The 24,216-nt window shown below is 67.0% G+C and carries 20 protein-coding genes; 10 read left to right on the forward strand and 10 right to left on the reverse strand.

The window, feature by feature from the left end:
* Positions 1-136: 136 nt before the first annotated feature.
* A complete protein-coding gene (locus tag BMW26_RS05915; RefSeq protein ID WP_072591030.1) occupies positions 137-718 on the reverse strand; it encodes a hypothetical protein in 582 nt (193 codons plus the stop codon).
* A gap of 143 nt (positions 719-861) precedes the next feature.
* A complete protein-coding gene (locus BMW26_RS05920) occupies positions 862-2,622 on the reverse strand; it encodes a DUF4012 domain-containing protein (RefSeq protein ID WP_072591031.1) in 1,761 nt (586 codons plus the stop codon).
* 109 nt (positions 2,623-2,731) lie between these two features.
* Between BMW26_RS05920 and BMW26_RS05925 the strand changes: the two genes are divergently transcribed.
* A complete protein-coding gene (locus BMW26_RS05925; RefSeq protein WP_072591032.1) occupies positions 2,732-3,805 on the forward strand; it encodes a glycosyltransferase in 1,074 nt (357 codons plus the stop codon).
* Between the two features lie 55 nt (positions 3,806-3,860).
* Here BMW26_RS05925 and BMW26_RS05930 read toward each other — a convergent pair whose 3' ends face one another.
* Complete coding sequence (locus BMW26_RS05930; protein ID WP_053095621.1) at positions 3,861-4,604, reverse strand: ABC transporter ATP-binding protein; 744 nt, start codon at positions 4,602-4,604, stop codon at positions 3,861-3,863.
* Positions 4,588-5,421 (reverse strand): ABC transporter permease, encoded by an 834-nt coding sequence (locus BMW26_RS05935; RefSeq protein ID WP_053099057.1) that lies wholly within the window; start codon positions 5,419-5,421, stop codon positions 4,588-4,590. The genes BMW26_RS05930 and BMW26_RS05935 overlap by 17 nt, the downstream gene beginning before the upstream one ends.
* 231 nt (positions 5,422-5,652) lie before the next feature.
* On the opposite strand from BMW26_RS05935, the gene BMW26_RS05940 reads away from it, so the two are divergent.
* The 4 genes from BMW26_RS05940 to BMW26_RS05955 are packed head-to-tail and all read left to right on the forward strand — an operon-like array spanning position 5,653 to position 11,058.
* A complete protein-coding gene (locus BMW26_RS05940; protein ID WP_056278150.1) occupies positions 5,653-7,338 on the forward strand; it encodes a glycosyltransferase in 1,686 nt (561 codons plus the stop codon).
* Positions 7,332-8,234 (forward strand): glycosyltransferase family 2 protein, encoded by a 903-nt coding sequence (locus tag BMW26_RS05945; RefSeq protein ID WP_056278153.1) that lies wholly within the window; start codon positions 7,332-7,334, stop codon positions 8,232-8,234. The genes BMW26_RS05940 and BMW26_RS05945 overlap by 7 nt, the downstream gene beginning before the upstream one ends.
* Entirely contained in the window at positions 8,231-10,171 is a 1,941-nt protein-coding gene (locus tag BMW26_RS05950) for a DUF6541 family protein (RefSeq protein ID WP_072591033.1), read from the forward strand. The genes BMW26_RS05945 and BMW26_RS05950 overlap by 4 nt, the downstream gene beginning before the upstream one ends.
* On the forward strand, positions 10,168-11,058 hold the full coding sequence (locus BMW26_RS05955) for a glycosyltransferase (protein WP_072591034.1): 891 nt from the start codon (positions 10,168-10,170) through the stop codon (positions 11,056-11,058). The genes BMW26_RS05950 and BMW26_RS05955 overlap by 4 nt, the downstream gene beginning before the upstream one ends.
* 31 nt (positions 11,059-11,089) lie before the next feature.
* Here the strand turns inward: BMW26_RS05955 and BMW26_RS05960 are convergent, their stop codons facing one another.
* Positions 11,090-11,863, reverse strand: coding sequence for a glycosyltransferase (locus tag BMW26_RS05960; protein ID WP_053095626.1), 774 nt, complete (start codon positions 11,861-11,863; stop codon positions 11,090-11,092).
* On the reverse strand, positions 11,856-13,118 hold the full coding sequence (locus BMW26_RS05965; RefSeq protein ID WP_072591035.1) for a lipopolysaccharide biosynthesis protein: 1,263 nt from the start codon (positions 13,116-13,118) through the stop codon (positions 11,856-11,858). Before BMW26_RS05965 ends, BMW26_RS05960 begins: the two co-directional genes overlap by 8 nt.
* Before the next feature lie 110 nt (positions 13,119-13,228).
* On the opposite strand from BMW26_RS05965, the gene BMW26_RS05970 reads away from it, so the two are divergent.
* Positions 13,229-14,230, forward strand: a complete 1,002-nt coding sequence (locus tag BMW26_RS05970) for a glycosyltransferase (RefSeq protein ID WP_072591036.1) — start codon at positions 13,229-13,231, stop codon at positions 14,228-14,230.
* A 27-nt stretch (positions 14,231-14,257) separates the two neighbouring features.
* Here the strand turns inward: BMW26_RS05970 and BMW26_RS05975 are convergent, their stop codons facing one another.
* The 4 genes from BMW26_RS05975 to BMW26_RS05990 are packed head-to-tail and all read right to left on the reverse strand — an operon-like array spanning position 14,258 to position 18,657.
* Positions 14,258-15,187, reverse strand: coding sequence for a glycosyltransferase (locus BMW26_RS05975; RefSeq protein ID WP_072591037.1), 930 nt, complete (start codon positions 15,185-15,187; stop codon positions 14,258-14,260).
* Positions 15,184-15,582, reverse strand: coding sequence for a DUF2304 domain-containing protein (locus tag BMW26_RS05980; protein WP_053095630.1), 399 nt, complete (start codon positions 15,580-15,582; stop codon positions 15,184-15,186). Before BMW26_RS05980 ends, BMW26_RS05975 begins: the two co-directional genes overlap by 4 nt.
* Entirely contained in the window at positions 15,579-16,334 is a 756-nt protein-coding gene (locus BMW26_RS05985) for a glycosyltransferase family 2 protein (RefSeq protein WP_053095631.1), read from the reverse strand. The genes BMW26_RS05980 and BMW26_RS05985 overlap by 4 nt, the downstream gene beginning before the upstream one ends.
* Before the next feature lie 37 nt (positions 16,335-16,371).
* Complete coding sequence (locus BMW26_RS05990; protein ID WP_072591038.1) at positions 16,372-18,657, reverse strand: hypothetical protein; 2,286 nt, start codon at positions 18,655-18,657, stop codon at positions 16,372-16,374.
* Positions 18,658-18,761: 104 nt separating this feature from the next.
* Here BMW26_RS05990 and rfbA point away from each other — a divergent pair, with 104 nt between their 5' ends.
* Genes rfbA through BMW26_RS06010 form a run of 4 tightly spaced genes read left to right on the forward strand, consistent with a single transcriptional unit; the run spans position 18,762 to position 24,190 of the window.
* The gene (gene rfbA / locus BMW26_RS05995) at positions 18,762-19,631 is read left to right on the forward strand and encodes a glucose-1-phosphate thymidylyltransferase RfbA (RefSeq protein WP_053095633.1); all 870 of its coding nucleotides are present in this window, start codon (positions 18,762-18,764) and stop codon (positions 19,629-19,631) included.
* Positions 19,631-20,629: a dTDP-glucose 4,6-dehydratase gene (gene rfbB, locus BMW26_RS06000; RefSeq protein ID WP_053095634.1), complete on the forward strand. Its 999-nt coding sequence runs from the start codon at positions 19,631-19,633 to the stop codon at positions 20,627-20,629. The genes rfbA and rfbB overlap by 1 nt, the downstream gene beginning before the upstream one ends.
* Positions 20,630-20,633: 4 nt before the next feature.
* Positions 20,634-22,049: a dTDP-4-dehydrorhamnose reductase gene (rfbD, locus tag BMW26_RS06005; protein ID WP_072591039.1), complete on the forward strand. Its 1,416-nt coding sequence runs from the start codon at positions 20,634-20,636 to the stop codon at positions 22,047-22,049.
* Entirely contained in the window at positions 22,046-24,190 is a 2,145-nt protein-coding gene (locus BMW26_RS06010) for an acyltransferase family protein (protein ID WP_072591040.1), read from the forward strand. Before rfbD ends, BMW26_RS06010 begins: the two co-directional genes overlap by 4 nt.
* Positions 24,191-24,216 lie beyond the last annotated feature (26 nt).

Here is a 24,216-nt window from a genome sequence, read left to right on the forward strand (position 1 = left end):
GCCCACGGCCGCCACCTGAGAGTGAAGGTGGCGGCCGTGGGCCTCCGGTTCAGGACCGGATTCACCAGACGACGGTGATCGGAGGGGGAGGGATCACCGTCGTCCAGTCGGTTCCCGCTGAAAGCGGGGACCTGACCTAGGCGCGCTTACGGCGCGTGACGCCTGTGGCGACGAGAACTCCACCAGCCACCAGAGCAGCTGCCCCACCTCCGAGAACCCACGGCGAGACGCTGCCGCCCGTGAGGGCGAGCTCGAGCCCGCCGCCGGTGAGCGGAAGCTCCGTGCCCGCGGCCGCGACACCGGGATCGTGGTCGCAGCTCACCGCTGAATCGTGGCCGTGCGAGACGGTGATCGTCGCCGTGTACGACCGCGACCCGTCGAAGGCGAGCGCGTAGGAGCCCTCGCCGTCGGACGGCGGGCGGAAGGTGACGACGAGACTGCCGTCCGCCGCGGCCGTGTTACCCGAGACAGCGGAGTCGCCCGCGTTGAGGCCCGAGACCGACACTCCGACGTTCTCAGACGGCAGGAAATAGCCTGCGCCGAAGACGACGGTGGACACTTCGCAGATGTCGATGATCGGATCATCGACGCTCACCCGCGGCGTGCCGGCATATGAGTCGGACTCGGTCGGAACGACCGGCGAGGCGGAGGCGACAGCAGGTGCCATGAGCACGAGTACGCCAGCGGTAAGGCTGATGGCAGCCAGTTTCTTCAGCATGATTCTCCCCAGAAATACACGCGGAATCGCCTTCGGATACACCCCTGCATCCGACTGCGTGAGCTCTTCCTGTCCCCACGACAGAATTGCAGAACTCAGATATTCCCCAGTGAGAATGACCCTACATCATCGAAACAGGAAAGTCACGACGCGCAACGCAGTTGTTCGCGGGACACGTCAGGCGCGGTGACCATGGGCGTGTGATCGACCACCGTCAGTCGTTCTCCGGCGCCGGTTCCCTGATATTCGACGGTGATCGTCGACGATTCGCCCGGAGCCACCAGCACCTCGTGCTGAACGGCGGAGCGGGAGCCGAGCAGAGCCGTCTGCACGCTGATCTCTTCCCCGTCGCCGTCGATGTGGGAGGGGGTGGCACCCTCGGGCCCGTACACCGTGACCAGGGTCCTGGTCGACCCGGCGGGCACTCCGTAGAACCCGTTAGCGGTCACGTATGGCGGCAGCGCCGTCCCGGCGTCCGCGGGCGCGTCGTTCTTCCAGGTCACCGTCACCTGCGTGGTCGGTTCGCCGTCGCACGTGCCGATCGACGTCGTGATGGCCGCGTCCGCGTAGAAGTCCATCTTCCCGCCGGTCGTGTCGTTGAAGAGCACGCCGACGTGGGTCTGGGGGCCGTCCTCGGGCAGCGCCCCGCCGAGCGTCGACGCCGACAGGATCGCCTCCTCATCCTCATGCGCGCTCCAGATGCGGATGCGTCGCTCATCGGCAGACTCCGCGAGAGCGGCGACGAGATCCTTCGGGGCGGCCTCCGTGAGCGCGGCGGACAGAAGCGCTCCCGCGGCCTGCGAGAAGACCTCGTCCTGCGCGGACGGGTCGGGCACGCTCGCGTAGATCTCTGAGAGCAGCAGGTTCACGACGGTGTCCTCCGTGGCGGTGAACGGCCCGAACGCGAGCGGACCCGTGGCTGCGATCAGGTCTTCCGTCATCACCGCGTCGACCGCGATGACGCCGTCGACAGATTGCCCGAAGCGGTTCTGCCAGCGCGTCGCGATCGCCGGCCCGGCCTCGGTGAAGTCGGGGATGCTCGTCAGGTTCTGCAGGTATCGACCGGGGCGGTCCTCGAAGAGGGCCACGGTCGATTCGCTGAGCGGGATCGGCGTGTCGAGGGCCGGGAAGTCCTGCGTGGAGGCCTGCTGCACGAGCGTGATCCGGCCGTTCTCGGCGTGCAGCAGGGCGATCGCCCCGATGATTCCGCCGGACGATCGCAGCTCGGCATTGTTCTGCATCGCGAGCACATAATTGCGGGGACCCTCTCCGCCGAGCATGCTCGGCAGCAGCGCGGACGCTCCATGCAGCGCTCCCACGACGGTGGCAGCCTGCGTGACGGCCGATCGCATCTCTCGCACGGCATCAGCGAGCGGAGGAATCGTCGCGCCCGCGTCGATGTCGAGCGCTCGCGTCTCCGCAGAGGTCAGCGTGGCACTCGCCTCAGCCAACGGGGGCTCGATCTGCGCGAAAGGCGTGAGGTCCACGACGCCGCCCGAGAGGCCCAGACTCGCCAGATCGAGTTCCTCAGCGGCGGCCAGCACCGGAACGAGCGCGTCCGACGCGACGTCGTCGGCGATCTCGGCGACGTCTCTCACCGCTGAGAAGTTCGGTCCGAGCCAGGGCAGCAGACCGAAGCCTGACCAGATCGGATCTGATGTCAGGTCGTGCGCGGACCCCGCGTGGTGAGCGATGCGCGCAGAGAGCGCCGCGGCCGTGTCGAGGTCGCCCTGCCCGATCGCCTGCTTGAGCTTCGACGACGCCGCGGAGACCTGCTGCAGATCGTTCACAGCACCGATCCCACGGATGCCGACCCAGCCGATCGCGAGCACGATGAGGGTCACGATCACGCCGATGGTCCACCGCAACCATCGACGACGCACAGGCAGACGTCCGTCACTCACCCCTGCATTCAAGCACGAAGCGAGATATCTGCGGCGGACGGCCCCGCAATCCTCCGCGCACCCGGTGCTGCTCCCAGGTTCGGGGCGGGTGGGCGATTACTGTTGTCGCATGGGTGCTCGGCTGCGTGTTGTTCTGGATCAGCTGACGCATGTCGTGCACGCGGACCACGCCTCAGCGGCGTCGGACCTCACCGCTGCGCTCATCTCGACCGCCCCCTCCGGGTGCGAGGTCGAGGCCATCGTCCCGTCGGGCGTCGACGTGCAGATCCCGGGTCTGGTCGACGTGCGCAGACTGTCACTCGCGCGGCGCGAGCTCGCGGCGTCCTGGCAGTTGGGCATCGTCCCCGGGGTGGGCGGGGGGCTCATCCACTCGCCGACCCTGATGGCTCCGCTGGTGCGTCACGACCGCTTGCACGACCTCGATCAGACGACAGTCACGCTGTGGGATCTGCAGGCGTGGGACGAGCCGGATTCGCTCACCAAGTCCGTGGTCGCCTGGCAGCGGGCGATGCTGAAGCGAGCCGTCAAGCACGCGGATGCCGTCGTGGTGCCCTCCCACTCGGTCGGTGAGCGACTGGCGGAGATCGCGAAGCTGAGCGGACGGATTCGCGTCATCCCTGGGGCCGCCCCAACTGCTCTGGTGATGCCACTCGACGCGCGAGAACGACGAGCCGCTCTGTCCCTGACGGAAGGGTATGTGCTGCTCACCGGATCGGCGCAGTCGCTCGAGCACGGCTTCCGGGCAGCTGTCGCATCCGGCAGGGATGCCGTCGTGCTCGATGCTCCGGAAGGGGCAGAACCGCGACTCGTCGAGGTCGCAGTGGCCGCAGGGCTGCCTGAAGCACGGGCCCACATCCGTGGCGCTCTGTCGACGGAGGATCGGGCGGCCGTCTTCGCCGGGGCGTCGGCGCTGGTCGCGACCAGCCCACGCGCTGCGTGGCCATGGCGTGCGGTCGAGGCCATGACCCTCGGTGTGCCGGTGGTCGCCGTGGACAGCGGAGTCCATCAGGATGTGATCGCTGACGGGGGCGCGATCGTGCCGTCGACCGAGATGGCCGAGGCCGTCGTCGATGCGGTCGGCGACGGCGCACGGCGTCTGAGCGTGCTCGGCGCGGATCGATCGAGGTCGTTCTCCTGGCTCGGCGCGGCCGAGCGTGTGTGGGGACTCCACGCGGATCTCTGAGACGCACATCCGCGCGCGCGGTCGCCGAGCGCGCTGCGCCGGCGTCCGAGCGCTCTCAGGAGCGCATGACCTCGACGGCTTCCGCGCTCGGTCCGTCGAAGCGCACTTTGCCCTTCTGAAGCAGGATGCCGCGGTCGCAGAGGTTCGAGACCATGTTGAGGTCGTGGCTGACCACGACGAGCGTCTTCCCCTCAGCGTGCAGTTCGCGCACGCGAGCGAGGCACTTCTTCTGGAACGGCTCGTCGCCGACCGAGAGGATCTCGTCGATCAGCAGGACGTCCATCTCGGTGTGGATCGCCACGGAGAACGCGAGTCTGAGGAACATGCCGGACGAATAGTGCTTCACCTCGGTGTCGATGAACTGCTCGATCTCGCTGAACGCGACGATCTCGTCGTACCGAGCCTCGGTCTCCTTCTTGCTCATGCCGAGGATCGCGGCGTTGAGGAAGATGTTCTCGCGTCCGGACAGATCGGGGTGGAACCCCGCGCCGACCTCGATCAGGCCGGCGATGCGGCCGCGAGTGAGCACGGTGCCGGCATCGGGCTCGAGAACACCCGAGATCAGCTTGAGCATCGTCGACTTGCCCGATCCGTTGAAACCGAGGAGAGCGACGGATTCGCCCTGCTGGATGTCGAACGACACGCCGTCCAGGGCGTGGAAGTCGGTCGTCAGCGGCTTGCGACGGATCGCGGCGAGAGCCGTCTCCTTGATCGAATGCGTGTGCCGGAGCTTGAAGGTCTTGTGGACGTCGTCGATGATGATCCGCGGAAGTGGCTGCGCATCAGAGATCTTGGGCAAAGCGGCCCTCCAGTCGGCGGAAGACGAGCTGGCCGATGACCAGCGCGATGAGAGACGTCACGAGGGCGATGAGCCCGTACATCCACACGTCGGGGAGCGGGGACGCGTCAGGCCCGAGCGGGAACCAGACGCCGTAGTGGAAGAGCTCCACGGCGGCGGTGATGGGGTTCAGTCGATAGAGGACGAAGAGCCAGTCGGGTACGACATTGGCGACCTGCGTCCACTCGTACATCACGGGGGAGGCCCAGATCGCGACCATCACGATGATCTCGACGAAGCTCTGCGCATCGCGGAACGTCACGTTGATCGACCCGAAGAAGAGCCCGAGGCCACTGGCGAGCACGGCGATGATGACGAGTGCGAGAAGGATGGCGCCGAGCGAGGCGAAGGTGGGCGCCCACCCGAAGAACAGCGAGATGGCGATCACGACGATGATCTGCGGCACCGTGTTCACGGCGGCGATCATCATGCTGGCGATCGGGAACATCTCGCGAGGCAGGTAGATCTTCTTGATGAGCGCCGCGTTGTCGACCAGGGACCGGGTGCCGTTGGAGAACGCCTCGTTGAAGAAGGTGACGACGGTGATGCCCGAGAGCAGATAGATCGGGAAGTAGTCGACGCGGTCGTTCAGGCCGAGGAACACGCCGATCGCGACGAAGAACACCACGAACTGCACGAGTGGCTTCACGTACGACCACAGCCAGCCGAAGATGGAACCCCGATACCGGATCTGGACTTCCTTGCGCACGATGAGCGAGAGGAGATGCCGTTGCCGGAAGACCTCGAGGAGCCCTCGATTCGCGCCAGGAGTCGTCATTCTCTGGTCGTCGGCTGTGCGAGCCTGTTGCACCGCGATTCCACCTTCCGAGGCGCCGACGGTCTCGGGCGCACCGAGAGCAATCATACGATCCTCCGCGCGGTGTCCCTGGCAGATCGATGGGGATGCGTCCGAACGCGCGGCACAGGCGCAACCCAGGGTCAGGGGCTGGGCCGCTGGTAGGATCGCGGAGGTCTCGTGCGTCCGTCGATCCGAAAGCAAACTGTATCCGTGACACCTCTTCAAGCTCTCGATCAGCCTGCACTCTTCCGCTTCGAGGACCCGCAGACGGGCGCCGATCTGTCGGAGCGCGAACGCCGCCTTCTCGTCGGCGCGTTGAACTTCCACGCGCTCATGGCACCTCAGCGAAAGCTGCGGATCCATCTCTACGACGGCTCGGTGGAGACGACGCCTCGACTGACCGACGACAGCACGTTCGACGGACTCTCGAGGAACAACCGACACCGCATCGGGAGCTTCGACATCGTCAGCTCCGTCTCCGTCGAAGAGCGTGAGCCCGAGCGTGCGGAAGCGGCCTCGGCCCGTCTCGTGGCGTCGCCCGCCAGGCATCTGCACGTGTCATCCGACGATGTGCTCGACTCGGACCCTTACCGCCCGCAGCGTCCCGGCCTGGTCGGCCGGATCGCACGGAGCGTCAAGTCGCGCGCGCCGCTGCTCTACGACGACGCCCGGGACCTCTCGCTGCTCAGATTCCGCCGCAAGCTCACGACGGCCATCGAGCCTCGCGATTACGAGGCGGAGTTCCGTCCGGGGGGCGCACACGAGGACGACGTGATCGTGCCGGCCGGCCCGGTTCTCGACGGGGCGCCGAAGGCCGTGATCATCGGACTCCACTGGTTCGAGCTCGGTGGCGCCGAACTCTGGGCGTTCGAGACGGTGCGTCTGGTGCGCGAAGCCGGCTTCCTTCCCATCGTGCTGACCAATCGGGACTCTCACCAGCCATGGGTCACGCGGCCCGAGCTCGACGGAGCGCTGCTCATCCCGTTCTCCGAGCCCACCGTCACCTCGCAGACCGCCGGCGTCGAACCGCTGCTCCGCTCGCTGCTGCGCACCTTCGACGTGCGCGGTGTCGTCATCCACCACAACCAGTGGCTGTACGACCGGGTCGCCTGGATCGCCGCATCGCGTCCCGGCATCCCCATCATCGACAGCACTCACATCGTCGAGTACACCGGCGGCGGGTATCCGCTGAGCAGTGCGATCGCGTCCCGATCGATCACGACGCATCACGTCATCTCGCCGAGCCTCGCCCGCTGGATGACCGATGTGCAGCGCATCCCTGCTGACCGTGTGGTCATGGCACCGCTCGGCGGACTCACCGTGAAGCCGAAGGATGCCGTGTTCCGTCCGCGGACAGCGGGTGAGCAGTTCACCGTCGCGTTCATCGGCCGGATGGCCCGGCAGAAGGCGCCCGAGGTGTACATCACCATGGCGAGGCGGTTGAAGCGCCAGGGATACTCGCTGCGTTTCATCCTTCACGGCGGCGGCGAGCTGTCGAGCTGGGTCGATGACATCATCCGTGCCGAGGGGCTGGGGGAGGACATCGTCCGACGCAGCTCGGACACCCCTGTCTCCGAGACGCTCGATGAAGCGCATGTGCTCGTCGTCGCGTCGCACAATGAGGGACTCACGCTCACGACGCTCGAGGCGATCGCACACGGTGTGCCCGTGATCTCGACGGATGTCGGGGCACAGAGCGACATCATCCCCGAATCCGCTCTGGTTCCGCGTCACGCACGTGTCGCCGCGCGTCGACTCGCCGAGGCGGTGGCCCCGCTCGTCGACGACGAGGAGTCGAGGGAAGCGCTGTGGCGGAAGGAGCGCAAGGCGGAGAAGAAGTTGCTGTCCCAGCAGTCCGCGAGTTCATGGTTCAAGGAAGAGGTGGGCTCATGGTGAGTGTCGCTGGAGTGGTCGTCACGTTCAATCGGCTCGAGAAGCTGAAGACGGTGATCGCATCGATCGAGGCGCAGACGCACGCCGTCGAGACGCTGTTCGTCATCGACAACGCCTCGACCGACGGCACGGCGGAGTACCTGGCATCCCTCGAGACGTCCGTCCCCCTCGAAGTCGTGACCATGTCGACCAACTCCGGGGGAGCGGGTGGCTTCTCCGAGGGGATGCTGCGCGGATACGCCTCCGGCGCGGACCACGTGTGGATCATGGACGATGACTGCTATCCGAAGCCGGAAGCGCTCGAGAGCCTCATCGCCGGATTCGACGGGGCCGTCCAGGAACTCGGCGGCGACGTCCCCTTCGCATGCTCCGTCGTCGAGTTCACCGACGGCAGCATCTGCGAGATGAACAACCCCGTGACGACGTGGGACTGGGGTCGTCTGCTCGTCAAGGGCCAGAACAATGTCATGGTCACAGCGTGCTCGTTCGTCTCCGTGCTCATTCCACGCTGGGCGATCGCGGAGTACGGGCTTCCCTACTCCGAGTACTTCATCTGGTTCGACGACCGCGAGTACACCCTTCGCCTCACCGCTCGCTGTCCCGGCGTGCAGGTGCTCGACAGCGTCGTGGTCCACGACATGGGCGACAACCGCGGAGTGAACTTCGCGATGGTCGACCGCAAGAGCCTCTGGAAGTTCTCGTACGGCGTGCGCAACGAGGCCTCCTGGCAGTTGCACCATCGCGGATTCCTGTACTTCATCGAGTTCGGCGCACGGCTCTTCGTGAGCCTGCACCGCGGTCGCGTCCCGCTGGATCTGCGCGCGAAGCTGCTCGGCAAGTGGCTGAAGGGCATCACCTTCAATCCGAAGGTCCGCTACCCGGAGGCTGAGGCGGCGTGAGCTGGGTCTCGATCCTGCCCGCACTGATCGTCACCGGAGCTCTTCTCTTCCTCCCGGGACTCCTGCTCGGCTTCCTCCTCCGCCTGCGCGGAATGAGACTCCTCGCGCTGGCACCGGCGCTCAGCGTCTCCCTCGTCGCGGTCGCCGCCATCGCAGCGCCTTTCGTGGGAATCCGATGGAGCATCCTGCCCGTCCTCGTACTCACCGCGGTGGCGTCGCTCGCCGCCTTCTTCTGGTCGAAGCACGTCGGAGTCCCGGCGCGACCACGCACGCACGTGAGCGCGAGGCAGCTGGTCGCGATCATCGTCTCCATCGCAGTGCCCGCTGCGCTGATCGCGTTCGTGCTCGTGCGGAGCATGCACGACCCGGAGTTCTTCTCGCAGCGTTACGACAACTTCTTCCATCTGAACGCCGTGCAGTACGTCCTGGACACCGGGAACGCATCGCCGCTGTGGCTGGGAAGCATGACGTCGCCGGCCGGCGTCCCCTTCTACCCGTCCGGATGGCACGCGCTCGTCTCCATCGTCGTCGCCCTGAGCGGGGCATCCGTGCCCCTCGCCACCAATGCGATGATCATCGTCGTCGCGGCGGTCGTCTGGCCGATCGGCGCGGTGTTCCTCGTGCGCGAGCTCCTGGGACGAAACCAGATCATGACGGTGATCGCGGGCGCTCTGGCTGCCGCCTTCCCCGCGTTCCCCTTCCTGCTCCTGCACTACGGGGTGCTCTATCCGCTGTTCCTCGGCCTGGCCGTGGCTCCGGCCGCGATCGTCGTCGCCTGGTGGCTTCTCAGGCCCGGGCGAGTGTCGCGTCGCCAGGACTGGGCCCTGCTGTTGGTGCTCGTCGTGCCGGGCCTGGGTGTCGCGCACCCCGGGGCTCTCATGGCGGTCGTCGCTCTCACGGTGCCCTTCGTCCTCGCCAGGCTTCTGCATCAGATGAGGGCTCCCGGACGCCCGCGGGTGATCGCGATCGGCCTGCTCGTCGCCTACGCCGCCGTCGGCGTGGTCCTCCTGCAGGTCGTGCGTCCTCCCGGAAGCCAGATCTACTGGCCCATCATCAACACCGTGCCCGACTCCATCGGAGAGGTCGTCGCGGCGAGCGTGTACGGCTACCCGAGTTCGCTCGGGATCACCGCGCTGATGATCATCGGCGCGTACAGCGTGATCCGCCGGGGCACCTATGCGCGGTGGTCGGTCCTGGCGATGGCGGTCATCTCCGCCGTGCTCTACATCATCGTGTCGGCGTCACCGTATGAGACGCTCCGGTTCTGGTTCACGGCCCCGTGGTACAACAACCCGCCTCGTATCGCCGCGTTCTGGGCGATCGGAGTCCTCCCGCTCGCTGCGCTCGGCGGCATCGTGCTGGTCACGTGGCTTCTGCGCCAGCGGCTGCTCGCGCCGGTGCGGCGCTTCTCCGAGCGTCTGCCGATCGTCCTGATCGCCGTCGTCGTGATCGCACTCGTCGGAGTCACCCAGAACGCCGCGATCCGGCAGGCCGCAGCAGATATCGAGTTCACCTACGAGCTGCGACCGGGTGGGCCGATCCTGTCTCCGGACGAGCTCGATCTCATGGAGGATCTCGACGAGCTCGTTCCCGAGGACGCCGTCATCGCGGGAGACCCGTGGACCGGAGCGTCCTTCGCCTATGGCGTGAGTGGACGACGCGTCCTCATGCCGCATCTCCTGATGGACCTCACTGACGACGCCGAGGCGATCAACACGAAGCTGAACACAGACGGCGACTCTCCGCAGGTGTGCGACGCCCTCGAGGACACCGGTGTCGCATACGTCCTCGACTTCAGCGCCGACGGCGACTTCCAGGAGAACGACGGCGACTACTCGGGACTCGACGACCTCGAGAGCTCGCCTTACGTCGAGCTCGTCGAGCAGCGCGGAGATGCGAAGCTCTACAAGATCGTCTCGTGCGGACTCGGCTCATGACGTACGAGATCTTCGTGCCTTTCTGGGGAGACCCCGAACAGCTCTACGAGACCGTCGAATCGGTGCGCGCCCAGACGGACCCGGACTGGCGGCTGACAATCATCGACGACTGCTATCCCGATGAGTCCGTCGCGGCGCACTTCGACGAAGAGTCGGACGAGCGGATCATCTACACCCGGAACGAGCACAACGTCGGGATCACCGAGAACTTCCGGGAGTCGGTCCGCCGCGCGTCCGGGGACTTCGTCACGATCCTCGGCTGCGACGACCTCCTGCACCCGAACTACGTGGCGGTCGTCCGCGCCGCGGCGCGTGCCGTGCCCCACGCGGATGTGATCCAGCCGGGAGTCCAGGTCATCGATGAGCGCGGCGCGGTCGTGCTGCCCCTCGTCGATCGGATCAAGCAGCGCCTGCTCACCCCGAAGGGTCAGGGGATCACCGTGTTCAACGGCCCTGACATGGCCACGACGCTGATCCGGGGCAACTGGCTGTATTGGCCCTCGCTCTCGCTGCGGGTCGAGACGCTGCGCAGGATCGACTTCACGGATGACCTCGCCGTCATCCAGGATCTCGCTCTCCTCATGGACATCGCGTTCGACGGGGGCACGCTGGCGTATACGCCGCCGCTCGCGTTCTCCTATCGGCGTCATCTGGCGAGCGCGTCTCAGAAGACGTTGCTCGACGGCAGTCGCTTCCTCGACGAGCGTCGGTACTACCGCATCGCGCGTCGATCGGCCGCTGCGCGGGGATGGAGCCGCACAGCGCGGACCGCGAGAGTACGTCTCATGGCCCGTCTGCACGGGATCGCCGCGTTGCCCCTCGTCCTGAGGCATGGCACGGCGCGGGGTGTGCGGTCGGCCCTGGCGCACGTCGCGGATCCCCGCTGAGGGTCGGCACGGGAAACTGCTCCGCCGCTGTCTACGGGGCTGAGCGGCCTCGGCTGAGTCGCCGTGCCGCGGCGACGCGACGTGATGCCTCGCGCCAGGCACGGAGAAGCATCCACCGCGACTGCAGAGCCTTGCGGAGACCCCGTGGCCTCGGTGCCGACGCATTGGCATCGTGCAGCCGACGTCGCAGAACCGGGCTCTGCACATGCGCGAGCACACGGGCCGTGTTGCCGACCGTCGCGATCCACAGGTCGTGGGACTCGACCAGGAACCCCGGGAAAGGCAGGATCAGCTCCGAGGCCTCACGTCGGATCGCCATCGCGCAGCCGTAGTAGGGGGCATCGCCGGCCAGCAGACGCAGCTCGTTCGCCAGCGATCCGCCCGAGGGCAGCGGAGCGAGGCGCCAGGGTCGTCCGGTGAGCGGCGAGCTCAGTGGCGAGTCGTCAGGGAGCAGCACCAGGTCGCCGGCGGCGATCGAGCGGTCGCGGAGTGCCTCGACCAACAGGTCGCGACGCCCGGGGACCCACTCATCGTCCTGGTCGGAGAGGAAGATGACGTCACGGTCCGCCAGCGACAGCGCACGCTCGAACGTCTTGACGTAACCGAGGTTCTTCGGGTTTCTGTACACGGTCACGCGCGCATCGCGGTATGTCTCGAGAAGGGCGACGGTGCCGTCGGTACTCGCGTCGTCGACGATGACGACCTGATCGTCCGGCCGCAGTCCCGCGAGGATCGAGTCGAGTTGCTCGCGCAGATACCCTGTGCCGTTGTACGTCGCCATGCATACGCACACGGTCTCAGTCATGTGCGACTCCTCCCTCAGACGGTGCCACGAGAGCGAAAGCCGCCCGCCTCTCCCGCAGCAGATGATGTGTTCCGGCCGACCCGACGACGGCGAGGATCACGAGCTCCGAGGCGGCGAGGCCGGCGATGATCCCGCTGAGACCCCACTGGGACGCCCAGATCATGAGCGGCACTCCGACGACAGCGGCGCCGAGGGTGCCGTAGAGCACGTAGCGGTTGAGGCCGGCCGGCACCAGGACGTTGCGGATGAAGGGGGTCGTCAGGCTCGTCAGCGCGAAGGTGGCGCCGAAGCCCAGGAACACGGCGATCTCGGGCGTCGCTGCCCGGCCGAACAGGAGCGTGGACAGCACAGGGCCGAGCAGAGCCAGCGCCGTACCGCCGAAGAGAGCGAGGGCTGTGTGGAGGCCGAATGCCACGAGATGGCGGCGCGCCCGGCCATGCGCATAAGACACTTCGAGCACCCACTTCTGCAGAGTGTTCGACAGCACCGTGACGGCGAAGAGGGCGATGCGGAAGAACTTGTCGGCGGAGGTCGCCTGACCACTGGCCGTCGCGCCGAGGAGGCCCTGGGCGAGCGGGATGGGCGCAGAGGTGTAGGTTCCGCCGATCGTCTCGGCCGCGGCGACCGAGACGTTCGCGCGATATGCGCGCAGGATGCGCCGCCCGGCGAACGGAGGCACGGGTCGTCGGTAGAGGCGGAGGTTCAGAAGCAACGGGCCGGTGAGGAAGCCGATCAGAGTGAGGACCGGATACCACAGCAGCTGCTCGGTGAGCAGGAGGAGCGGGATCGCGAGAGCGACGCTGAGGCTCACCGGCACGGTCTCGAACAGCAGGACGACCCGCGCATCCCCGACGCCGACTGCGTACCAGACGACGGTCATGGCCGCGGCAGTGGTCGCCAGCGTGACGAGGGCGGCGACAAGGCGGAACTCGGGGGGAACCAGGGCCGAGCTGAGGGCGGCACCGACGAGTCCCGCCGCGACGACGAGCAGTCCGCGGCACCAGAACGAATCACCGAAGAGCTGACGTCGGGCGTCGTCGTCGGCACTGAGCGCGATGCGCGCTCCGCCCGAGATGTTCCAGCCGAATCCCGCGACTATCGCGCAGACGGTTCCCACGGCCTGAGCCGTGCCCACGGAGCCCCACGCCGCCAGACCGAAGACGTTCGGGATGATCGGCAGCAGGAACAGCGGCGCGATGAATGAGATCAGAGGAACGGCGCTGAAGCCCGCGAAGCGTGACAGCAGAACCTTCATCGATGGGACTCCTCGGACCATTGCGGCCCGACACCATTCCGGATGGCGCGGACGTGAACGCGTGCGACCCTAGACTACTTGAGTCGGCGTGAACGAGAGGTCAGGGTCCCATGGTTGGTGTCATCGTGCTCGCCGCCTACCGACCTTCCCGGGAACTCTTCACCCGCCAGCTCGCCTCTATTCGCGATCAGACGGTCACCGACTGGGAGTGCATCATCTCCGTCGACGGAGAACTGGAGACCGTCGAGGAGGTCGTCGCCGAGGTCGCGGCCGGGGACGAGCGCTTCCGCATCGTCGCGGACGGCAGACGCCTGGGTTTCTACCTGAACTTCGAGAGGGGTCTCGCAGCGGTGCCCGCCGAGACCGAGTGGGTGGCGCTGAGCGACCAGGACGACTTCTGGTATCCCGACAAGCTCGAGAAGCTGCTCCCGTACCTCTCGGATTCGGCGATCGTCTCCGGGCAGGCGCGTCTGGTGTCCCATCCCGGTGACGAGGTGCTCGGATTCACCGACCGCCGGCAGCTCGACGCCGCATCGACGATGATCGTGAATCAGTTCACCGGTTCGTTGTGCCTCTTCCGCCGAGACCTGCTGACGACGGCGCTGCCGTTTCCCCGCCTCTCCTCACACACGGTCGCGCACGATCACTGGCTCGCTGTCGTCGGGATGGCGCAGGGAGGCGGTCGCATCGTGGATGAGGTCGTGCAGGACTACGTGCAGCACTCCGCGAACGTGTTCGGCGACCCGAGCAGGCTGAGACTCGGACCGATCGCGACTCTGCGGAGAGCCTGGGGCAATGCCGTCACGTTCGCCGTGCGGTACGAGGGGGCGGCGACGCCGTCCGCGATGACCCGGATGCTGTTCTGGATCTATGTGGGGTGGCGCCAGCTCATGGCGCAGACGCTCCTGGAGCGTGATCCCCGCGCGGCACGCGCGATCGAGTTGGATCGGCTCTTCGGCTCGGGTCGGCGACTGCCGGTGACCCTGGGGATGTTGCGGACGGTGCGCCGCGCGCGGGCCGTCCCGACGCCTTTCGTCATCGCCTATGTCGCGAGCTGGGCAGCGGGGTGGCTGATCCGGGGCCGGCGGCGCACTCCGACGGTGGCACGCTGAGCGGTCCGTTCGCAGATCTCGCGCCGGTCACACAGGGCGCGCGCGCCAGGTGACTCGAGCGGCGTCAGCGGCGAGTTCCGGGCTCATCCTGCCCAGGCGCTCAGCGCGTCCGTCACGGAACCCCGCGATGAGCAGCTTGCGCATGGTGGATCGGGGCCTGGCCAGCATCCACGCGATGAGGAAGTACGCGTAGTCGGCTCGCGCGTCGCGACGCAGGCGCGACCGATGACGCGGATGCCGCCGTCCCACGACGATCCGATTCCTCGCCCTGTAGTAGTACCGGAACGGCGTGCTCAGCGTGAGGGTGGGAAGCACCGCTCCGAGCGGGCCGGGTACCCGGTAGCGTGCACCCAGGCGGTGGGGCAGGCGGAGGCCGGGGGCGACGATGCACGGCAGGTCGGCATCCAGGCAGCGGATCTCGAAGTCCGTATCCACGAGGTCGATGAAGAGGGCTTCGTCCATCAGCCCGACCCGTTCGAGCACCTCTGACGGAAGATACATGCCGGACTGGATCGCGTGGGCGGCGTGGACCACCCCCTGCGGCGTCGATGACCCGGCCTGGGAGACGTCCGCGAAGAACTCCGGAACCACGGGGCCCGCGGGAACGTCGTGCGCGCGCGCATGCTCGTGCGCGGCGCCCAGAGCGGCGACGAAGCCGGGGGCGATGGTCGAGTCCTGGTCGAATGTCACGACCGCGCTCGCGCCGTGTTCGATGGCGCAGCGGATGCCGTGATTCAGTGCCGCACCGATGCCGCGGTTGCTCTCCAACGTGATCACCTGCGCACCGGTCGATGCGATGTCCGCGCGGATCACGTCGAACTCTGCACCGCTGCCGTCATCGACCACGATGATGCCGGTGACTTGCGGAGCGAGATCTCCCAGAAGCGGAGGCACCTGTGCCGGGCGATGCACGGTGACGACGCCCCAGACATCGGCGCGCGGGGCTCCGGACGTCATGCCGGGGGAGCGCTGTCGGCGTCGCGGCCGCGGTGCTGAGCCTCCAGAGCGGCGATGCGGCGATCCAACCTGTCGATCTCGGCGCGCGACAGCGCCGCTTCCTCCGCGACGCGGCGGATCTCGTCCTCTGCCTGGGAGAGCTCCCAGGAGAGGTGCAGCGCGACTCCCAGGAGCAGGGTGATCGCGAGAGCGAACAGCAGGTTCGCCGGCACTTGCACACCGAGCAGCGATGTCGCCCAGAGCAGGAGCTGGGGGAAGATCCCGAGCAGCAGGACGCTCAGCGCGATGACGATCCACATGACCGCGTACTTCTCGCGAAGACGTCGCGTCAGCAGCATCCAGAAGACCAGTGCGAGGATGACGAGAGCGAGAGCGATCCCGACGATGACGATCATCGTGCGACCTCCGGTTCGCCCACGGATGTGGACCGACTCGTCGAACCGGGTCGTCGCAGCATCGCCAGGCCGAGGGTGAACACCGAACGCAGCAGGTAGATCGATGCTCCGATCGGGCCCTGACTCGGGGTGCCGTGCACGCGCGGGCGCATCGCCACCGGCACCTGCGTCACTGTCAATCCGGCGTGGCACGCTGCGACGAGCGAGTCGATGGTGTCGCCGAGGTACTCGGCGGGGTAATAGCGGACGTACTGTTCGATGGCTCTGCTGTTGGCAGCGCGGAAGCCGCTCGTCACGTCTGTCAGACGGGTCTTCGCGACCCGGGACACGGTCTTGGCCAGGAACACCATCGCCCAGTGGCGCGGGCCGCGAACCGAATAGTCGCCGACGTCCGCGAAACGTGCGCCGATCGAGATGTCCGCGGTGTCGAGACCGTCGAGGACTCGCGCGATGTCGACGGGGTTGTGCTGGCCGTCGGCGTCGACCTGGATGGCCCGGGTGTAGCCGTGGCGCTTCGCGTACGTGAAGCCGGTGCGCATCGCTCCGCCGACGCCGAGGTTGAAGGGGAGGGAGATGACCGTGGCGCCGGCCTCTCGCGCGACCGCGCTCGTGTCATCGGTCGATCCGTCGTCGACGACGAGCAGATCGAAGTCGGCGCTCGCTGCCCGGATCTCGTGCACGGTGCGTCCGACGTTGCGGGCCTCGTTCCATGCGGGGACGATCACGAGGACACGGTCCGACGACAAGCTCATAGTTCACCGATCCTATCCGATCGGCCGAACGCGACGATCACGTGATCGGAGCGCCCATGGCGTAGTCGGCCTTGAAGGCGGGGGCGAGCTGGAGCACTGCGGGTGCACGCCCTCCACCGAGCCGGAGGAGAACCCCGATCGACGTCACATGCCGGAGCTTGCCGTTCTCGTAGAAGTAGATCTCCGGCGCGCCGGTGAACTGCACGAAGTCGGTTCCGCTGGTCAGCAGAGGGGATCCCACCTTGTATCGCGACAGCTGATCACCCGGGAGCACGTATTCGCGCGGCGCGGTTCCCCCGTTCAGCTGGAGCAGGGTCTTGATGCTGCGGACGTGACGCAACGTCCCGTTCTCGTATCGGTAGATCTCCTCGCGCCCGGTGAAGCGCACGAACGACTTCTCGGGCAGGTTCGCCGCACCGGTGCCGAACCATTCGACGGTGGCCGGTGACCAGGGCAGCACCTTCAACGGCCTGGACCCGTTGAGGGCCAGCAGGTCGGCAGGGGACGGCACATGACGCAGCGTGCCGCCCGAGACGACGTAGATCTCCGGGGCTCCCTGCGGCTGGATGAACAGAGGTGCGGAGACCGTGGTCTTCGAGCGGGGCATCGCGCCGCATTCCCCGCTGCCCAGCGTGGTCGGCTTGATGCCGCCATACTGCGTGCCCGACACCGGATGGAGCTTGCCGCCCGCGGCGATCAGAGTGCTGCTGCCGCACGAGACGATCGGGGTGAGCGTCGAACCGACTCTCGTGTTGGCTGCGACCGAGCTGCTCGGCACCACGGTGATGCCGGCAGCGCCGAACTCACGGGCGAGGGCGGTGCTCGGTACGCGCAGCAGGCGGTCGCCGAGAAGCGTGAGGAACACATCCTGTGTTCCCGCGGCGCGGATCAGGCTGTTCGCCTTGATGACGAGGAGCCCGTTGCCGATCGATGCGGCCGCGGACGGCTTCATCGACGCGACGTACCCGGATGTTCCTTTGGAGACCTCGAGCCAGGTCTGCTGGTTGGCCACATGCCTGCGCAGACCGCCCTGGTAGAGGTAGACCTCGGGGTCCGCCCCCGAGCGGAAGAACGAACCGACAGGGGCACCCTCGGAGAATCGGTCCGCAGTGGTGCCGGTGAGGTTGACGTACGAGCTGAACGCGTATCCGAACAAGGCGACCTGAGCAGCGTCGACGAAGCGATGGCGGGTGCCGTCCGGTTCCAGGAGGTACAGCGTCCCGGTCCGAGGGTCGTGCACGTACCGCGTGACCGGCTTGCCCTCGGGCATCGGGTCGAGGTACGCCGCGGCCACGGACACGGCACCGCCGAGCCTCGACCGCAGCGCGGCGAGGTCCTCGGCAGCGACGACATGGTGGCGGACACCGGACTGCACGAGGTAGATCTCCGCGCGACCCGGCACCTGCGCGAGGGTGGCCGGAGCGGCGCCCGTCGTCTGAGTGCTGCCGAACCAATCGGTGAAGAGCTGGTAGAAGTTGCGATTGCCGTAGCTGGAGCATCCGTCCCCGGTGCCGTATCCGGCGTTGAGCGCCGCCCGATTCGGCTGGTAGGGCGTGTAGTAATACAGAGCGGCGGTCGCCTTGTTCTCGACCCTGACCGGGGCGGACCCGCAGGCCCGGTTGGGGTGGTAGAGGATGTTCCAGGTCTTCCCCGGCGCGTAGTACGTGAACCAGCGTCCCTCGGCGTAGATCTGCATCTGCCGGGCGGCGCCGTAGATCTGGTAGAAGAAGCCTGCGTAGGCCGGATCGCACGGCGCAGTGTCCGGGCACCCCTGGCCGAGGGCCATGTCGAAGCGCCAGGTGCTCGGCCACGTGTGCGTGACAAGGCTCTGCTCCTTCTCGAGCATGACGATGAGCACCCGCGGGTTGATGCCGCAGGACTGCGCGACCCGCGCGATGATCGTCGCCGCCGACTCGTTCGGCGCTCCGGAGTATCCGCGGCAGTAGCTGTCCGCAGGACGGTTCGGTGTGTTCTGGCGGTAGTCCTTGAGGCAGACGTACCCACCTCGGCACGAAGCCACCTTCCCACGGAAGAACGAGTCGATCTGGCCGGCGGACATGGTGTCGCTCTGGAAGAACACGCCATCGGAGATGATGTTCCCCGGCTTGAACTGCGCGAGGTTCGCGGTGTCCCGGATGGATGCGTCCGCGGAACCCGTCGCTGCGGTCGAGGATGTCAGCGTGGCCCCTGCAGCCGACAGAGCGCCGGAGGAGGAGGGCGCGACGGCGTTGGCCGGCGTCGCCACGAGCAGGGATGCGGCGAAGACGACAGCCGCTGCACTGGCGATGAGGCCGAGCAGGTGGGGGGATTTTGAGCCGGTCACCTGCTCATTGTGACGGAAATGCACAGACGATGCCAGTGTGAACGATGTGACGCAAGTAAATCGTGCCTGTCTGAGTCCCAGCTGGGATGTGGCACGATATGGGGGTGAAAGGCATAATTCTCGCTGGTGGCTCAGGAACCCGACTGCATCCGATCACGATCGGCATCTCGAAGCAGCTGATTCCCGTGTACGACAAGCCGATGGTCTACTACCCGCTGTCGACGTTGATGCTGGCCGGGATCCGAGACATCCTGATCATCACCACGCCTCACGACGCCGAGCAGTTCGAGCGGCTTCTCGGAGACGGCTCGCAGTTCGGAGTGAACCTCACCTTCGCACAGCAGCCCTCGCCGGACGGCCTGGCACAGGCCTTCGTGATCGGAGCGGACTTCATCGGCGACGACAAGGTCGCGCTCGTGCTCGGTGACAACCTGCTCTACGGCCCGGGGCTCGGAACGCAGCTCAAGCGCTACACCGATGTCGAGGGCGGCGCCGTGTTCGCCTACTGGGTGGCGGAGCCCAACGCCTACGGAGTGGTCGAGTTCGATGCCGACGGTCGTGCCGTCTCGCTCGAGGAGAAGCCGGAGCACCCCAAGAGCAACTACGCCGTACCCGGACTCTATTTCTACGACAACGACGTCGTCGAGATCGCTCGCGCCCTCGAGCCCAGCGCTCGCGGCGAGTACGAGATCACCGACATCAACCGCGCCTATCTCGAACGAGGCGCGCTCCAGGTGGAGGTGCTCCCGCGCGGAACAGCGTGGCTCGACACCGGGACCTTCGACCAGATGTCGGATGCCGGCGACTACGTGCGCACCATGGAGCGCCGCACGGGTCTGCGCATCGGCGTCCCCGAGGAGGTCGCCTGGCGTCAGGGCTTCCTCACCGACGATGACCTGCGCGAGCGGGCCACGAAGCTCGTGAAGTCCGGATACGGCACCTACCTGCTCGAGACCCTGGAAAGAGGTCGTTGATGTCGAACATCCTCGTCACCGGAGGCGCCGGTTTCATCGGCTCGAACTTCGTCCACTACGCGGTGGAGAACACCGATCACACGGTCACGGTGCTCGACGCGCTGACCTATGCCGGAAACCGGGCGTCGCTCGAGGGGCTCCCCGAGAACCGGGTGCGATTCGTGCACGGTGACATCACCGATGCCGAGCTCGTCGACGGGCTCACCGCAGAAGCGGACGCCGTAGTGCACTACGCGGCGGAGTCGCACAACGACAACTCGCTGCACAGTCCTCGTCCCTTCCTGGACACGAACATCATCGGCACGTACACGCTGCTGGAAGCGGCGCGTCGGCACGAGACGCGGTTCCACCACATCTCGACCGACGAGGTGTACGGCGACCTCGAACTCGACGACCCCGAGCGGTTCACCGAGCAGACGCCGTACAACCCGTCGTCGCCGTACTCGTCGACGAAGGCCGGCAGCGACCTGCTCGTGCGCGCGTGGGTCCGCTCGTTCGGCGTCCAGGCGACGATCTCGAACTGCTCCAACAACTACGGCCCCTATCAGCACGTCGAGAAGTTCATCCCTCGGCAGATCACCAATGTCATCCGCGGTATCCGGCCGAAGCTGTACGGTGCCGGGGAGAACGTCCGGGACTGGATCCACGCGAACGATCACTCGTCCGCCGTGCTCACGATCCTGGAGAAGGGTCGGATCGGCGAGACCTATCTGATCGGCGCCGACGGGGAGCGGAACAACAAGGACGTCGTCGAGCTCATCCTCGAGGAGATGGGCCAGCCGCGAGACGCGTACGACCACGTCACGGACCGCGCAGGTCACGATCTGCGGTACGCGATCGACTCCACCAAGCTCCGCACCGAGCTGGGCTGGAAGCCGGAGTTCGCCGACTTCGAGTCCGGACTCGCCGCGACCATCGCCTGGTACCGCGACAACGAATCGTGGTGGGCGCCGTCCAAGGACCAGACCGAGGCGTTCTACGCGTCGAAGGGACAGTGACCCGGTGAGCGAGATCGACTTCGGAAAGCCTCTGAGTCGCACCGAGACGACGATTCCCGGGCTCGAGATCTTCGATCTGCCCGTGCACGGCGACTCGCGCGGATGGTTCAAGGAGAACTGGCAGCGCGAGAAGATGACCGCACTGGGCCTCGCCGATTTCGGTCCGGTGCAGAACAACGTCTCCTTCAACGACGCCGTCGGCACGACTCGCGGGATCCACGCCGAGCCGTGGGACAAGTGGGTGTCGATCGCGACCGGTCGGATCTTCGGGGCCTGGGTCGACCTGCGAGAAGGCCCGACATTCGGAGCGGTCTTCACGGCGGAGTTGGATCCCTCGAAGGCGATCTTCGTGCCTCGCGGCGTCGGCAATTCCTACCAGACCCTCGAGCCTGACACCGCGTACACCTACCTCGTGAACGATCACTGGTCGCCGGACGCCTCGTACTCGTTCCTGAATCTCGCTGACGAGACCGTCGCGATCGAGTGGCCCATCCCGCTCGCCGAGGCCGAGGTGTCTGCGAAGGACCTCGCACACCCGCGTCTCGCGGATGTCGAGCCGGTCGCCCCGAAGAAGACCCTCGTCATCGGCTCGGGCGGGCAGCTCGGAACGGCGCTGCGAGCCGAGTTCGAAGGCGTCGGCAGCGTCGAATGGACGACGCGCGCCGATTTCGATCTCGGATCGACGACTCTGACCGACGCGCGACGGTGGCGCGACTACGACACGATCATCAACGCCGCCGCGTACACGGCCGTGGATCGTGCGGAGACGCCCGAGGGCAGGCGGGATGCGTGGGCGGTCAACGCCGCCGGACCGGCAGCTCTCGCTCGCATCGCTGCGGAGCACGGCATCACCCTCGTGCATGTCTCGAGTGACTACGTCTTCGACGGATCCGCCGAGCGACCGTACACGGAGGACGACGTCGTGTGTCCACTCGGCGTCTACGGCCAGTCGAAGGCGGCGGGCGATCTCGCCGTCTCCACAGCCCCTCGTCACTACATCGTCCGCACCTCGTGGGTGATCGGGAGTGGTGGGAACTTCGTGCGCACCATGGCGTCGCTGGCCGCGAAGGGAGTCGACCCGAAGGTCGTCGACGACCAGCGGGGGAGACTCACGTTCGCGGCCGAGATCGCGCGCCTCATCCGCACCCTCGTCGAGACCCGCCCGCCGTTCGGCGTCTACAACCTGACGTCCGAGGGCGAGAGCGTCACCTGGGCCGACATCGCCCGCCGTGTGTTCGAACTCGTCGGCGAGGATCCGGCGCGGGTCACGGGTGTGTCGACTGACGCGTACTTCGCCGCGGCGACGTCGCCCGTCGCTCCGCGCCCCACGAACAGCGTCCTCGACCTGACCCGGGTGCAGAGCATCGGCTTCACCCCTCGCGTGGGAGACGAACTCCTCAGGGAGTATCTCGGGTCGTGAGCGTGTCGTTGCGGAGCGCAGACGCTCCGACCGCGGCGCCGAAGGCGCGGGTGTTCCGAACCGACATCCAAGCACTTCGCGCCGTGGCCATCGGCCTGGTGGTGCTCAATCACCTCTGGCCGATGCGCCTGCCCGGCGGCTACGTCGGCGTCGATGTGTTCTTCGTGATCTCCGGCTTCCTCATCACGGGGCACCTGGTGGGCGAGATGACACTGACCGGGGGAGTGCGCCTCGGTGCGTTCTACGCCCGACGGATCCGGCGCCTGCTTCCGGCGGCGCTGCTCGTCCTCGCGGTGTCGCTCGTGCTTCTCGTGCTGTTCCTTCCCTACCCTCGCTGGGAGCGGGGCGCCTGGGAGGTCGCAGCGAGCGCGGGGTACGTCGAGAACTGGTTCCTGGCATCGATGTCGGTCAACTACTCGGCGCTCAATGATGCGGCGAGCGTGGTCCAGCACTATTGGTCGCTCTCGGTCGAAGAGCAGTTCTACATCGTCTGGCCCGTGCTGCTGGTGGCCGCGCTGGCCGTGTCGCGGCGCACCGGACGACCGGACACGCGACGCGGAGTGAGAGCGCGGACGGCCACGGCGCTGATCGCGGTCGTCGCGCTGGTGGGGGTCGCCTCCTTCGTCGCCAGCGTCGTCTACACGACCATGGCTCCGCCTCAGGCGTACTTCGCGACGTTCACGCGCGGGTGGGAATTCGCGATCGGCGGGGCGGTCGCGCTGCTCGGCAGCCGAATCCCGCTCGGACGCGCCGCGGCCGACATCGTCAGCCTGCTCGGATTCGGCCTCATCGTCGTCGCCGCCTTCGCCTATGATCATGCGACTTCTTTCCCCGGGTACGCCGCACTGGTGCCGGTTCTCGGCACCGCAGCGGTGATCCTCGCCGGAAACTCGCACGCCGCTCTCTGGCATGCGAAGGTGACCGCACTGAGACCTGTGCAGTGGATCGGCGGAGTCTCGTACTCGCTCTATCTCTGGCACTGGCCGCTCATCGTCGTCGCCCCGTTCGTCATCGGTGGCGAAGCGAGCACTCTCTCGAAGGTCGCGGTTCTGGCCATCTCGCTGGTGTTGGCCGTGCTCACGAAGAGGTTCGTCGAAGACGCCGGACAGACCTGGGGATATTGGCGCGGCTCCTCGCGCCGCGCGTTCGGGCTCATGGTCACGGGGATGCTCGTCATTGCGGCGCTCGTGGCGGCGGTCCTTGCCGCATATGCGGCGAGGGTCGAGGCGGACAGCCCACCGGACGACCTCGCCGCGTCGACGTGCGAAGGGCCTTCGGCGCTCGCACCGGGGGCTGAGTGCGACGACCCTTTCGGGGCTGCGGACTATTCGGTGATGACCAAGAAGAACGAGTACTTCTACACGCCTGCGGAGTGCGGCGAGTTCCTGCCGATTCTCACGTATGGGGACCTCAAGACCACCCACGAGTGCGATTTCTCGCGAGGCGAAGAGGATCCGACGAGGGTGTGGCTCATCGGGGACTCCCATGCGCAGCAGTGGCAGGGAGCTGTGTTCGACATCGCAGAGGAGCACGGCTGGATCGTCGACACGAGTTTCTACGGCGGGTGTCCCGCAGCCGACGTCGAGTTCATCGGGTTCCGCAGCGCGTGGGGTGCCGCCGACGTCGAGAGGTGCCGCGAGTGGTCGAGCGACCTCGCCGACACCGTCGCCGAAGAGGATCCGGACCTCGTCATCACCGCGATGGCGTCGCGGCTCCAGCTGGTGGACGACGGCAGCGACCGGCCGCAGGTCGATCAGATGTCGGACGGACTGCTCGATTACTGGACGCGGTGGAGCGAGGAGGGGATCAAGGTGCTCGCGCTGGCGGATCCTCCGTTCAACGCTGAGGTCAGAAGTCCCGACTGCGTGCTGCACAATGCCGAGGACCCGAAGTCCTGCGCGCGCCCTCGAGCCGAGGCGCACCCGGTCGACCCGGTGGTCGTGGCGGGCGCACAGGCAGCGTCACCGTCGATCAGCGTGCTGGATCTGACCGACCGATTCTGCGACGCGACATCGTGCTACGCCGTGGTCGGCGGCATCCCCGTCTACTACGACGCGGATCATCTCAATCTCGAATACGCCAGACTGCTGGGAACCGAGATCGACGCGGCGGCCGAGCGACTGCTCGCAACGGGCGGATAGGCTGGCAGAGGCAGACGGTCGACCCG

This window comes from Microbacterium sp. 1.5R, assembly GCF_001889265.1.
Classification (GTDB): domain Bacteria; phylum Actinomycetota; class Actinomycetes; order Actinomycetales; family Microbacteriaceae; genus Microbacterium.